Here is a 13,526-nt window from a genome sequence, read left to right on the forward strand (position 1 = left end):
TGGAGGAAAGCATGGGCGCAGCAGCACAGATCGATATCCACGGCGAGAAGGGCGGTAGCAGTAAGCCGAAGTCGCCGACCGAAGCCAGCGACAGCCTGCGCTCGACCAACTTGGCAAAGCTGCTGATCGCCGTGGGCGAGGGCGAGTTCGATAGCGTCCCGTCTGATTACGACATCTACTTGGACAACACGCCGATTCGCGATGCCAGCGGCAACTACAACTTCCCGAACGTGAAGTGGGACTGGCGCCCGGGATCGGTGGATCAGACCTACATACCGGGCATTCCATCCGTTGAGAACGAGACTTCGCTGAACATCGAGTTGCGCAGCGATACCGCGTGGGTGCGGTCCATCACTAACACCCAGCTTTCCGCCGTGCGCATACGTTTGGCGTGGCCAGCGCTGCAACGCTCCGATGATCAGGGCAACGTTGGCGGCTACCGCATCGAATACGCGATCGACGTGGCCACCGATGGCGGCGCCTATCAGCAGGTGCTGGTGGACGCCGTCGACGGCAAGACCACTACGCGCTACGAGCGCTCTCGCCGTATCGATCTGCCTGATGCCACCACCGGCTGGCAGATCCGCGTGCGCCGCCTGACGCCGAACCAGAACACCAACAAGATCGCCGACACCATGCTGGTGGCCGGTTACACCGAAGTGATTGACGCCAAGCTGCGCTATCCAAACACCGCGCTGCTCTACATCGAATTCGACGCCGAGCAGTTCACCAACATTCCAGCCGTGACCGTAAAGTGCAAGGCCCGGCGCTGGATGGTGCCGAGCAATTACGACCCGATCGCGCGCACCTACACTGGGACATGGGATGGCTCGATGAAGTCGGCCTGGACCAATAATCCGGCGTGGATCACCTACGGCATCTGCACCGAGGATCGCTTCGGCCTGGGCAAACGCATCAAACCGTTTATGGTCGACAAGTGGGAGCTGTACCGGATCGCGCAGTACTGCGATCAGTTAGTGCCGAACGGAATTGGCGGTACCGAGCCACGTTTCCTTTGCGACATGAACCTGCAGGGCAAGGCCGATGCCTGGTCGCTGCTGCGCGACATCTCTGCGATTTACCGAGGCATGACGTACTGGGCGCAAGGCCAGTTGGTGATGCAAGCCGACATGCCGCGTGCGCAGGACATCGATTACGTCTTCACCCGATCGAACGTCATCGACGGCAAGTTCTCCTATGGCAGTGCCTCGGCTAAAACCCGTTACACCCGGGCACTGGTCAGTTACGACAACCCGGCCAACAACTACGACACCGACGTCATCCCATTCGCTGATCTGAATCTGCAGCGCCGCTACGGCGACCGGCCGACGGAGCTGAGTGCCATCGGCTGCACTCGCGCATCTGAGGCTCAGCGCCGCGGTAAGTGGGCGATTCTCAGCAACAACCAAGACCGAACCGTCTCGTTCAAGACCGGTATGGAAGGCGTGATTCCACTGCCGGGCCACATCATCCCTGTGGCGGATTCTCTGCTCGCCGGTCGCGAAGTCGGCGGCCGGATCTCGGCGGTGGCGGGGCGGGTTGTAACCCTAGATCGCGACACCCAGGCTAAGGCCGGTGACCGGCTGATCATCAACCTTCCTGGCGGCCGTGCCGAAGGTCGCACCGTGCAAAGCGTCAATGGGCGGGCTGTCACCGTAACGGTCGCTTACAGCGAGCCACCGGTTGCGCAGCTGCAATGGGCGATTGATGCCGATGACCTAGCGATCCCGCTTTATCGGGTGTTGCGCACAAAGCGCACCACCGAAGGTGACTACGAAATCAGTGCGCTCCAGTTCGAGCCGAGCAAGTTTGCTTACATCGACACGGGCGCCCGACTGGAGGAGCGCCCGATCAGCGTAATCCCGATCACCGTAGTTCCGGCGCCGGCGAGTGTCACTGTCTCGTCGACATCCTCAATCGTTCAGGGGATGGCCGTGGCCACCATGACGATCAGCTGGCCTGTCGTGGATGGCGCAGTCGGCTATGACGTCGAGTGGCGTAAGGACAGCGGCAATTGGATCAAGGTGCAGCGTACTGGCATGACCAACGTGGACGTCGTAGGCATTTATGCCGGCGCCTACGTGGCCAGGGTTCGTGCGGCGAGCGCGTTCGACATCACGTCCCCGTGGCGCAACTCGATCCTGACCAACCTCAGCGGTAAGCAGGGGTTGCCGCCGGCGGTGTCGTTCCTGCGTACTGTCAACAAGGTATACGGCATCGGCCTTGAGTGGGGGTTTCCATCTGGTGCTGAAGATACTCAGCGCACCGAGATTTGGAATAGCAAGACCAACGACCTCGCCGCTGCTGCGAAGTTGGCAGACTTTGCCTATCCACAGGCGAATCACGAAATGCAGAACGTCGTTCCCGGTACCAGCCTGTTTTTCTGGGCGCGGCTTGTAGATCGAACTGGAAACGTTGGCCCATGGTTCCCCGCGGTAAACGGGGTCAACGGGCAGGTAAGCATCGACCAGTCCGAGTACGAGCAATACTTCCTCGGCAAGATCCAGGAGTCGGCGCTCGGCCAAAAGCTGTTTGAGGAAATCGGGAAGATTTCTGGTGACGGTGAAGGCTCGGTGAATGAGCGGCTTGAGCAGGCCAAGCAGGAACTGCAAGACCTAATCAGCGAAATCACCGACGCCATGGCGTATGACCCGACCAAGCCGTACAGCAAAGGCGAGGTGGTCCGGCTTGATGGACGATTGTTCTCGGCGGTGAAGGCGGTGCCAGTCGGCACTGCTCCTCCGAATGCAGAGTTCTGGTACGACATGGGCACGATTGCCGAGACCACCAACGCGATGGCGCTGCAGATCCAGCAGCATTCGACCAAAATTGAAGACATCGACGGCAAGGTCACCGCGCAGGCGTCAACGATGCAGGCCCTGCAAGCGGCGTGGCGAGAGGATGACGGCACCGGCGCAATGAGCGAGGCGCTGAAGGCGTATCAGAACACGGCCAGCATCGTGACGAATGAGAAGGTGGTAGCGGAGGAGAAGCTTGCGTCAGCGACGCGCTTCACGTCCCTCGATGCCGCTGTGGGGAAGAATGCCGCCAATCTCTCAGCGCTAGAATCTGCGGTTGCAACGGACAAGGAAGCTACTGCGCAGCGAATCGAGACCATCTCGGCCACCGCCAACAACGCCACCGCAAAAGCAGAAACCGCGAGCACTGCTGTTTCCGGCTTGAACGGCAAAGTGTCTGCGCTCACCACCATCAAAACATCCACTACCGTCGGTAACAGGACGGTGATGGCCGGACTCGCCATCGGCGTGGAAGGTGAGCAGCAAGAGTCGCAGATCCTTGCGTTCGCTCAACGGTTCGCGATCCTCGATGAGGTGAGCGGCCAAATGATTGCGCCATTTGTTGTACAGGGCGGCCAGGTGTTCATGAACACCGCAATCATCAGCCAAGCCTTCATCAAGGAGCTGGTCTTGGGTATGACGCTTCGATCGGCGGCTCTCAACTCGCAAGGGTTGCCATTGCTGGAGATCGACATACCGGCGGGTACGTTCACGCTTCGTGGCCAGTCCAGCACCGGTTATACGTTGCTGAACAACAACGGCATCTATGTCTATGACTTGAACTACATCGAACGCGCAGCGCTCGGGAAGATGACGTAATGGACTATTACGGTGCGAGAACGAAAGACGCCATGGGGCGGGTAACGCTTGAGTCGTCAACGATGACAGTCCGGTCGATTGTGACCAGGCAAGTCACCGTTCCGCCCATCACCAGTAACTTCACGAGTTTTATCAGCATGCCGGAGATTACTGCGCAGTCGTTTGTGTGCGTGACCCTTGCCAGTCAGGCGAATGAGTTTGCCGCATTGCCCGCTGTGTTCTGGTCGGCAGGACAGCTCAGAGTTCGGCGTGGCCAAGGGCTGGTGCTCAACGTGTTTATTCTGACTTACCAATAGGAGGTGGCATGGACTACGGGTTCAGGTCGCGCAACGGCCAGAATTTCTTCCAGATTGACAGTGACAACAAAGTCTTGAACGTTGCGGCGTCAGGGAGCTACGCCATAGGAAAAACTCCAACATCATCGACAACCATTACCACGGCAGTCATCACCTACCCGACACCAATAACAACTACCGAAGCGCCGCATGTTTTCTTGAATCCGAAAAATCACGGCATGTATCACACGCTGATGCAGATGGGCGGGCCGGGCAACTGGACCGGCTTCTATTTCAAATTGCATTTGATGGCACCTTTCAACAGCACCGACTGTAGCGGGCGGTGGCTGGTCGCTACATTCCGTTCAACGTCACCACCCAATGAATACGATCTGCGTTTACGCAATGCCGCTAATGAACAGATCTTTGTTGGCGCAGACAACCTTCTGCTCATGACAGGCTTCCCAATCAATGAGGGCTGGTCGTTGGACAACCGCGGGGGCGAGGTATCCGGGGTCTATTGGAGCGGATACCAAATGCCTTGGACTGGCTCGTACGATGATTACTTTCTGGCGTCGACATTGCTCGGAGGGAAGATTTACAACGGCAACACAACACTGGACACGCCCTGCGGTTTCCACGCCGGAGTCCGCACGACATTGAATGGATACGTCGGGGCTATGGTGAGTTCGGAGGGCGGCACTGCCAAAAACGGCAGAACTACTTTTGCTGCACGACCCATGCGTCCGTTATGAAAATCCGAGCCCGCCCAGTGCGGGCTTTTTATTGACCAGAATTAGGATACTTCCATGCCTTGGCTTAGAGGTGGGACTGTTGCCGTCACCAATGGATCAACGACTGTTGTCGGCACAAATGCAGATTTTGCCGCGAATGCAAAAAACGGTGACGCGTTTGTCGGTCCTGACGGTGCGAACTATGAGATTGGCAACGTCGCCAGCGCGACTGTCATCTCGATTATTCCGGCTTATAAAGGGCCAACAGCCAGTGGCGTGGCGTACGCGATTATGCCCGTTCAAGGTTATCCGAAAGCGCTTGCTGATGCTTTCAGCGATATCAATCGTCAGTGGGGAGCGAAGCTTTCCGCGCTCGGCACCACCGGCAATTACGAAGTGCTGCCCGTATCGAAAGGAGGAACGGGGACTTCAAATTTGAATACTGATGTAGTCGCCGAAGGGTCTACCAACAAATACTTTTCCGGCAGCAGAGTGCTAGCGTCCTTGTTGGAGGGATTGAGTACAGCCAGCGCAGCCGTAATCGTTGCGGGTGATAATGTTCTTTCAGCACTTGGGAAGCTTCAGGCGCAAATAACCGGTAGAGCGCTCAAGGGCAATAATAATGATATTACGGGTCTTTTAGCGACTGCCTACGTTCGTACAAGCGGCACAACCAATGTGGCGCAAGGTCAGGGGCTTTATCAGCTTTGGAATACCGGCGCGGGTGGTTTGGTCGGATCGGGTGATTGGGTTTGCAACCAAGGTGGTGGCACGGGCGGCTTCAGTTGGCGCTCTGTGAATCTAAACAATACCGCAACCGGTCCCACCATGACCTACACCTATGTCGGCAACTTGAATGTTCCTGGTACGGTAAGCCAAGGTTCGGACCGTCGCCTGAAGACAAACGACGTCGAAATTCTCGATGGACTTGATCGAATCATGCAAATCCGCCCGGTCGAGTTTGACCGTCGTGACTTCCTTGACTCCACTGAATACCCCCACCATGAAGTGGGGGTAATCGCTCAGGAGCTTTTCGAGATCACACCGTTGCTGGTCACTCCGGCGGATTCGCAAAATGAGCAGGACATCTGGCGCGTGAATTACACCGGCCTGATTCCCTACCTAGTATCGGCTATTAAAACTCTAAAGGCCGAACTCGATGAGCTGAAGGCGAACGCTCAATAGATGGATCCAAACGGCACAGATCCCGCCGTTGCGCCTTCGCACTAACGGCAGAGAAAAAGTGAGGCTTGCACTGACGGAACATAGACTATGAACGGTTCATTCAGCATTGGATTGATGAGGTTGTTCAGGTAAGTTGTCGCGCAAATCCGATATCTAGAAGATTTACGCCTGATGAATGTTGCCCAGCCGGAAGGCCGTTTTACCGTCTCAAAGAAATCTCATGCTTCGATTCATCCAAAATATCGTGCCGACATTGATGGTCTGCGGGCCATCGCTGTCTTGGCCGTTGTTGGGTTTCATGCGTTCCCCTCGTTCATTCGAGGAGGATTTGTTGGCGTCGACGTTTTCTTTGTCATTTCTGGGTTTCTGATCTCCGGCATCATATTCGGCAGCCTCGACCACGCGACGTTCAGTTTTGCAGAGTTCTATAGCCGTCGTATTCGCAGGATCTTTCCGGCGCTGATCATCGTGCTGCTTTTCACGTTGCTTGCAGGTTGGTTTCTGCTGTTTGTCGATGAGTATTCGCAGCTTGGCAAACACACCGCTGCGGGCGCCGGGTTCGTTTCAAACCTCGTCCTATGGGGAGAAAGCGGATACTTCGACAATTCCGCCGAAACAAAACCGCTGCTTCACCTCTGGTCTTTGGGTATAGAAGAGCAGTTCTATATCGTGTGGCCGATCCTACTTTGGGCTTTTCACAAAGCACGGCTGAACTTCCTGTGGGTGCTGGTCGGGGTGGCTTGTGCCTCGTTCCTGCTAAACATCATCGGGGTTGAAAAAGATCAGGTAGCGACCTTTTATTCTCCTCAGACCCGATTCTGGGAACTGTTGGCCGGATCTGCTTTGGCCTACCTCTTGATGTATCGTCCTTCGGGGAGCGAAGCTGTAAATGGCAAGCTCCTGCGGAATTTGAAGGCGCTGCTTGGTGCTTTTCTGGTTGGTTCTGCGTTAGTTCTGGCGAGCAAGGACAGGGCTTTCCCGGGCTGGTGGGCAACACTTCCTGTGCTCGGCTCGGCTTTGCTTATCTCGGCCGGACCGCATGCGTGGCTAAACCGCGTCGTGCTTTCCAATCGAGTTCTGGTCTGGGTCGGCCTGATCAGCTTCCCTTTGTACCTCTGGCATTGGCCGTTGCTGTCATTTGCCCGAATTGTTCAAGGTGGAGAGCCGTCTTTCGCCATGCGTACAGCCTTGGTTGCGGCATCAATTGCTTTGGCCTGGGCGACTTACGTTGTTATCGAGCGCCGCACGAAGCATGTTCGTTCGCTCGCCCCAGTGCTGGTTTTCATGATGCTTGTAATAGGTGCTACTGGCTTCGCTATCTTCACAAATGGCGGGGCGCCGGCGCGCGCTATTGCCGTCAAGTCGACCGACCTGCAGCCCGCAAAGGACATTCCTGATTATAGGGCGTGTACAGGTGCTGGTTTGTCTGGTTTGGATATGTGTAAGGAGCCAGGCACAGTCGCACCGAATATCGCTCTTGTGGGTGATAGCCACGCCGACGACAAGTTCCCGGGCATCGTGGCGCGCGACACACAACGGTCGTGGATATTGCTCGCCAACAACAGTTGCCCGCCAGTGCTTGGCGTTTCAGTAGTCGGTAGTCAGCCAGATTGCAGTCGCCGTATGGAGGCGATTTTCGGCTGGCTGCAACAACAGGAGGGCGTCCGCGTCGTTGTGCTGTCGTTCTTCGGTGGGTACTTCCTGCCAACCAAATACGCAGCGGATCACGTCAAGAGCGGTCTGGGGCCGGGCTTTGTGAAAATCAGCATGGATGGAGTAGAAGGCCTGTCTTATGCCGATATGTTCAAAGCGGGGCTGGATAACGCGATTTCAAGACTGGAGGGATCCGGTAAGCGAGTGGTCGTGAATATCGACGCCCCCGAACTCCCTTGGTTTCCCCGGGACTGCTTGAGAAATCCATTGATGAATTGCACGCTGACGCGGCCCGATGTTCTCGCCCGACAGGGTGAGCTTCGGCGCATGCTTGAAGCGCTGCAAGCTAAACACCCGAAACTGGAAGTGTACGACCCGCTGGGCGTCTTCTGCGAGAATGACGTTTGCAGCATCAGCAAGGGTGGGGTTTTGCTTTATCGAGACTCCCACCACCTTTCCGAAAGGGGGAGTCGCATCTATGCCGAAGATTTCCTTCGCATATTGAAATAGCCCTGATCTAAAGCCGAGCCGGCCATTGCGCCGGCTTTTTTTCGCCTGGAGAAAAGTATGACTGTCACTGAAAGAGAGCGCGACATTCTTGCCCGCACGCTTTGGGGTGAGGCGCGCGGCGAAGGAACGGCCGGCCAAGTGGCCGTGGCGTGGACGATCCGCAATCGTGTGTTCGACGGAAAGGAGAAGTCATGGTGGGGAGAAGGCTACGCGGGCGTTTGCCAGAAGCCGTACCAGTTCAGTTGTTGGAACAAGACCGACCCGAACTATCAGTTCCTGATCGGCGTGAAACAGATCCCGTTCCGCGAACTGTCGCAATGTCGGGTCGCGGCTGACCAGGTAATCGACGGAAAGGTCGCCGACCCAACCGGCGGCGCCACTCACTATTACGCCACCTCTATGCCAAAGGTTCCGACTTGGGCCAAGGAAGCGACTCAGACGCTAAAGCTCGGTTACCACATCTTTTTCAGAGACGTCCCGTAAGCGAGATTCCCTGCAAGAATTTGAATCTAGGTGATATTCCCACGGTATAAGTTACAAATATCGCGTCGATAGATGCGCAGTAAATCTACATAATGACCACAAGCTTTTTAGACTGACATACATACATTGCATTACCTTTTGGAATCTCTAGGGCGATTGCGTAAGCTCCCGGTACAAGCGCTGTAGTGTCTAAAACAAAGTTATACCCTGAATTAGTAAGCTCCTTGTTATTATAGGCCTTAGCTACATCAGGACGGTCGAATCGCACAGGGTCCTTGGCAGTTGCTTCGCCTTGTGCGCCAGTTAGGCGCATTTGCAGGTTTTGCGCTGTAACTTGTGTGGCGTCGTCAAATGCCCAGCCCTGAATTTCAACTTTGCCTCGCTTAACATATACAATAGCGTCGGGTTTTCCAGAAATTACATCCACGCTGCATTTATCTGAGCCGTTCATAGTTACGGTTTTACTCGCAGTGTTGTCGTCGCAGCCTGAAAGAAAGACCGCTGTGAGAGACATAAAAGCTGCCGCACTGATTTTGCTCATGGTTTTCATGTTAACCGTCTAGGCCTGAAATTGGCGCATTCTACGTCAATCCATCCCATTTGGTTATCTTTGGCTACGCCTTTTTGACGACCTATCCCCTCCAGGATTCTTGCGACTAACAGCCTTGAAAGAGCTTTAATCGTACGCTAGCTCTGTCAGCTAATCCCCTGCGTTGCGTGAGCGCAGTCTGCTTATCCGGATTCTGTACGCTATTCTCGCTCCGCCTGCTCATTGAGCAGTCGCTGGTTCTCATGGAGCGGACGGTCACACTGATCTGCGACCTGCGTGAGGTTCCTGACTTGGCTGAGCAACTCCGTGCTCTCGCTTTGTATGCAGGCAATTTCAGACCTTCGGTCAGCCAGTTGCGAGCGCAGCGCATCTCGCTCGCCGGCAACCTCGTTATTCATCTCCAACAATCTGAAAATTTTGTCCCGAGCCTGGCGCAGTTGCAGGTTCCGCTCCGCAAATTCGTTCTCGTAGAGCAGGATTTGATGCCGGCAGGTTTCGATTAGCGTTGGGCTTCCGAGCCAATCGTCGGTGTCTTCTAATTAAAGGGGGTCCACGCGAATGCCTTTCTGAAAACTGTTTTTATATACAACAATAGACCCGCGGCGGGTGGGCGAGGGTGACGCGACGAGCTGCATTGAGAGGCGGGTGTCGGCCATAAGCAGCCGCTCGGGAGTGGTGTCTTTTGACCGGACGCTGCCGCACCCCGAACCGTTGCATAGGCTGATAGAGAACATCTGCTTTAACGCTTCCAGCCTCAGCAAAAGGCCGACACCTTGATGAACTCATGTACTGAGCAAGTTGCCAGTTTGACGTCTTTTTCTCACACAATTGATCATCAAAAGCACACCGGCTGCAATACCTTGTGTACCGCACATAAACCAGATTAGGCCTATGTGAAAAAGGGCCCAGGCACTCAAACCTAAAATCAGGGTTGATAATATCCCAAGTACAAGTAGTGGCAGGTGTTGCACAGAAGGGCTGTCCTCCAGCGAGTCGGAAAAAATGCTCCAGCATGCCCATTGCGAAAACAGCGACAACAGAAGCAAGAACATGATCACCCCCCAACCCGAAAAGGATTGTGAGGTGAACAGGTTGATCGTCGAGGTGATGGTGAACCAAAGAGTGAATACGAATGTAGTGCTTGAAGGTACGGTATAGGCTGGAAGGGCAATAGCTATCTGAATCAACTTGAGTGTTTGCAATCGAGTCATTGATACGCTCCCTGCGAGTTGAATTTTACCGCGCCCTATGGAATCTTCAGTGACTATAGATCAGGAGTTCTTTGAGGGGGAGTATGCTGACGGTCAGCTATTGGCCGATCTCTGCCTGTCGTGAGGCCTTAATCGGCCCAAAACGGAGCCTCCAAGCAAGAATGTTTGCGTCAGCTACGCTATTCCACCAAGCACGATACTGAAAGCGAGGATTGGGATGACAGTTGGCCGCAGAGATGATCTAGCCTATTCCATCCTGTTGATCACTCCGGTTCTCCTTTACGCCAGTATAGGTGCGAACCCGCTGTATACAGGCAGTGGTTACCTTGTTGCAGTCCCCGCGGCCGTGTTCGTACTGGCCTCGATTTTTCGAACGCCTGCCCTGTTTCTGACTGGTACGACAGCCGCGGCGGTGGCCACACTGTTGATCTACATGAACATCATCGCCAGCCTCGACCACCCCGAAGGGTTGTTTGGGCTCGGGCATGTGTTCTCAATGCCCGGCATGTTGGTTGGTGCATCAGCGTCGGCCTGGCTGTTGAGATACCGCGTGAAAGCAAGTTTGCCGTGGATCGTCGCGGGCATTGGCTTTCTGGGAACTGCCTCGGGATTCATGGTCGCCCAGATGGTTATGTGCAACACCCTGATGTATTGCGGACCGCTTTCATTTGGGGGTTAACGCAGGAACCGAACTTCCCCTTCTGGCTGATAGCAGTTAGTCGGGCGTCATCAAAACCGCTAGCGTCATCTTGATGAATTCTTCGTTCTTGTCGATTACCCATAGTGCGCCGCGGACGTTCTCCGCGACGTCGGCAGATCCGCGCTGTTCGACCCAGTTCGTCAATTCCATGATGGCGGCTTCGAGCGCGAGTTGGTTTTCGTTGATCTTGAAGAGTAGGGAAGGGAGCAGATCAGAGTTCGGCATTTTGGTTTCCTCCGTGGACGAAACCAGAGTAGCAGGGAGATTGATTGTTGGCAGAGCGCCGGGGAGAGCGCCAAATAGGCGCGGGGACTTTTTCGGGGATTCGTAAATTTCAGTGAAGGTCAGTGCGGCACCGTTTGCAGCGAGCGCCGATAGAAGACTCAACAAATACTGGGGTTTCATCCCGTTTTCAAGCATGGGGTGCTAGGGGTCGAGTGTTCGAATCACTCCGTCCAGACCATATTTGCTGAATAAAATCAGACACCTAAGTAGATCACATAGGTCGGCTTTTTTGTACCCGCGCAAAACTGCCCGTTGTCTTCTCAGATCCTTAAGAAGGTCGGGCCACCCAACAAGCTCGACAAGCCCCCTAAACATCTCCCAAGCCCCATCCCCCCATTTGTCACCAAATGAAAAGCCATTGTCGTCTGATGAGAAGCGGTTCGTCAGGCTGCGTCCTACAGTCCAGTCAGCGTTAATCGACGCTGCACGCCAAACTGGCAGACTGGAGAATAAGAAAACATGGCCAAAGCCGTACGCTTTTACGAAACCGGTGGTCCCGAAGTCCTTCGTTATGAGGAGGTCGACGTTGGCGACCCCGGTCCGGGCCAGGTTCGGCTGCGTCATGTGGCGGTTGGCCTGAACTATGCCGATACATACTTTCGCAATGGTACTTACCCGATCCCGATGCCAAATGGCATGGGGGTTGAAGCCTCCGGTGTGGTTCAGGCTATTGGCGAAGGGGTTACCCATGTACAAGTGGGTGATCGTGTCACTTACACCGGTTTTCTCAATACCCTGGGTGCCTATAGCACTGAGCGTTTGATCCCCGCCGCGCCGCTGATCAAGCTGCCGGAAACCATCAGTTTCGAGACTGCCGCCGCCATGACGATGCGCGGCCTGACGTCGGCGTATCTGATGCGGCGCATTTATGATTTCAAGGCCGGCGACAGCATTTTGCTGCATGCCGCTGCTGGTGGCGTGGGCCTGATCGTTTCGCAGTGGGCCAAGCTGCTTGGCCTGACTGTCATCGGTACGGTGTCCACCGAGGCCAAAGGTGAAGTCGCTCGGGCCCATGGCTGTGACCATGTCATCAATTACAGCCATGAAGATGTCGCCTCGCGCGTTCGCGAGCTGACCGATGGCGTCGGCGTCAACGTGGTGTTCGACAGCGTCGGCAAGAACACCTTCATGGGCTCGCTCGATTCGCTCAAGCGCCGTGGTCTGATGGTTTGCGTCGGCACGGCGTCTGGTCCGATTCCGGCTCTCGATCCGGTGATGCTGGCGATGAAAGGTTCGCTTTTCCTGACGCGTCCGGCCCTGGCCGATTACATCGCCGACCCGGCGGAAAAAGCCGCGTTGGCGGGTGAGTTGTTCGACCATGTTGGCAGTGGTCGGATCAAGATTGGGATTAACCAGCACTACGCTTTGCAGGACGCTGTCCAGGCTCATCGCGACCTGGAATCACGCAAGACCACAGGCTCGTCGATTTTCGTCATTTAAGGGAGTCGCCTGCCATGAAAGTCGAACAATTGACCTGCAGCATTGGCGCCGAACTGGTCGGCGTGAACCTCGCCGATGCGGTGCATGACGACGGTCTTTTTGCCGAGATTCGTGCCCAGTTGCTCAAGCATCGGGTGGTGTTCCTGCGTGATCAGGACATTACTCGCGCCGAGCACGTAGCGTTCGCCCGTCGCTTCGGCGAGCTGGAAGGTCATCCGGTGGCGGGCAGTGATCCGGAGCATCCCGGGCTGGTGCGCATCTACAAGAACCCCGATCAGCCGATGGATCGCTACGAAAATGCCTGGCACACCGACGCAACCTGGCGCGAGGCGCCACCGATGGGGTGCGTGCTGCGTTGCGTTGAGTGCCCACCGGTGGGCGGCGACACGATGTGGGCCAACATGGTCGAGGCTTACGCGCGTTTGCCGGAGGACGTGAAGGTGAAGATTGCCGACCTGCGTGCCCGTCACAGCATCGAAGCGAGCTTTGGCGCCGCCATGCCGATCGAGAAGCGTCTGGCGCTCAAGGATATGTACCCGGATGCCGAGCACCCGGTCGTGCGCACCCACCCGGAAACCGGGGAAAAGGTGCTGTTTGTCAACGCGTTCACCACGCACTTGAGCAACTACCACACCCCCGACCGAGTGCGCTTTGGTCAGGACGCCAACCCCGGCGCGAGCGAGTTGCTGCGATACCTGATCAGCCAGGCCTATATCCCCGAGTATCAGGTGCGCTGGCGCTGGAAGCCCAACAGCATCGCCATTTGGGACAACCGTAGCACCCAGCACTATGCCGTCATGGATTACTCGCCGTGCCATCGCAAGATGGAGCGTGCCGGAATCATCGGCGACAAGACTTACTGATCGACCTCTTTTGCATCGCA

At 55.8% G+C, this 13,526-nt stretch carries 13 protein-coding genes; 10 read left to right on the forward strand and 3 right to left on the reverse strand.

What is annotated here, in order from left to right; translation table 11 throughout:
• Positions 1-11: 11 nt before the first annotated feature.
• From ICA16_RS23050 to ICA16_RS23075, 6 genes are all read left to right on the forward strand, one after another.
• The gene (locus tag ICA16_RS23050) at positions 12-3,617 is read left to right on the forward strand and encodes a TipJ family phage tail tip protein (protein ID WP_210701701.1); all 3,606 of its coding nucleotides are present in this window, start codon (positions 12-14) and stop codon (positions 3,615-3,617) included.
• Positions 3,617-3,913, forward strand: coding sequence for a hypothetical protein (locus tag ICA16_RS23055; protein ID WP_210701702.1), 297 nt, complete (start codon positions 3,617-3,619; stop codon positions 3,911-3,913). Before ICA16_RS23050 ends, ICA16_RS23055 begins: the two co-directional genes overlap by 1 nt.
• Before the next feature lie 8 nt (positions 3,914-3,921).
• Positions 3,922-4,647: a hypothetical protein gene (locus ICA16_RS23060; protein ID WP_210701703.1), complete on the forward strand. Its 726-nt coding sequence runs from the start codon at positions 3,922-3,924 to the stop codon at positions 4,645-4,647.
• A 54-nt stretch (positions 4,648-4,701) separates the two neighbouring features.
• A complete protein-coding gene (locus ICA16_RS23065) occupies positions 4,702-5,811 on the forward strand; it encodes a tail fiber domain-containing protein (protein ID WP_210701704.1) in 1,110 nt (369 codons plus the stop codon).
• A 171-nt stretch (positions 5,812-5,982) separates the two neighbouring features.
• Entirely contained in the window at positions 5,983-7,974 is a 1,992-nt protein-coding gene (locus ICA16_RS23070) for an acyltransferase family protein (protein ID WP_210701705.1), read from the forward strand.
• Positions 7,975-8,031: 57 nt separating this feature from the next.
• Complete coding sequence (locus ICA16_RS23075; protein ID WP_210701706.1) at positions 8,032-8,457, forward strand: cell wall hydrolase; 426 nt, start codon at positions 8,032-8,034, stop codon at positions 8,455-8,457.
• Between the two features lie 85 nt (positions 8,458-8,542).
• Here the strand turns inward: ICA16_RS23075 and ICA16_RS23080 are convergent, their stop codons facing one another.
• Positions 8,543-9,007 carry a hypothetical protein gene (locus ICA16_RS23080; RefSeq protein WP_210555495.1) on the reverse strand — a complete coding sequence of 155 codons (465 nt, stop codon included), beginning with the start codon at positions 9,005-9,007 and terminating at the stop codon, positions 8,543-8,545.
• Between the two features lie 242 nt (positions 9,008-9,249).
• Between ICA16_RS23080 and ICA16_RS23085 the strand changes: the two genes are divergently transcribed.
• Positions 9,250-9,510, forward strand: coding sequence for a hypothetical protein (locus ICA16_RS23085; protein ID WP_210701707.1), 261 nt, complete (start codon positions 9,250-9,252; stop codon positions 9,508-9,510).
• Between the two features lie 279 nt (positions 9,511-9,789).
• Here the strand turns inward: ICA16_RS23085 and ICA16_RS23090 are convergent, their stop codons facing one another.
• A complete protein-coding gene (locus ICA16_RS23090) occupies positions 9,790-10,218 on the reverse strand; it encodes a hypothetical protein (RefSeq protein ID WP_210701708.1) in 429 nt (142 codons plus the stop codon).
• A 217-nt stretch (positions 10,219-10,435) separates the two neighbouring features.
• On the opposite strand from ICA16_RS23090, the gene ICA16_RS23095 reads away from it, so the two are divergent.
• The gene (locus tag ICA16_RS23095; RefSeq protein ID WP_210701709.1) at positions 10,436-10,897 is read left to right on the forward strand and encodes a hypothetical protein; all 462 of its coding nucleotides are present in this window, start codon (positions 10,436-10,438) and stop codon (positions 10,895-10,897) included.
• A 36-nt stretch (positions 10,898-10,933) separates the two neighbouring features.
• Here the strand turns inward: ICA16_RS23095 and ICA16_RS23100 are convergent, their stop codons facing one another.
• Positions 10,934-11,143, reverse strand: a complete 210-nt coding sequence (locus tag ICA16_RS23100) for a hypothetical protein (protein ID WP_210555498.1) — start codon at positions 11,141-11,143, stop codon at positions 10,934-10,936.
• A 519-nt stretch (positions 11,144-11,662) separates the two neighbouring features.
• On the opposite strand from ICA16_RS23100, the gene ICA16_RS23105 reads away from it, so the two are divergent.
• Complete coding sequence (locus ICA16_RS23105) at positions 11,663-12,643, forward strand: quinone oxidoreductase family protein (RefSeq protein ID WP_210701710.1); 981 nt, start codon at positions 11,663-11,665, stop codon at positions 12,641-12,643.
• Positions 12,644-12,657: 14 nt separating this feature from the next.
• Positions 12,658-13,506, forward strand: a complete 849-nt coding sequence (locus ICA16_RS23110) for a TauD/TfdA dioxygenase family protein (RefSeq protein WP_150616582.1) — start codon at positions 12,658-12,660, stop codon at positions 13,504-13,506.
• Positions 13,507-13,526: the final 20 nt, after the last annotated feature.

The organism is Pseudomonas anatoliensis, from assembly GCF_017976235.1.
Taxonomy (GTDB): Bacteria; Pseudomonadota; Gammaproteobacteria; order Pseudomonadales; family Pseudomonadaceae; genus Aquipseudomonas; species Aquipseudomonas anatoliensis.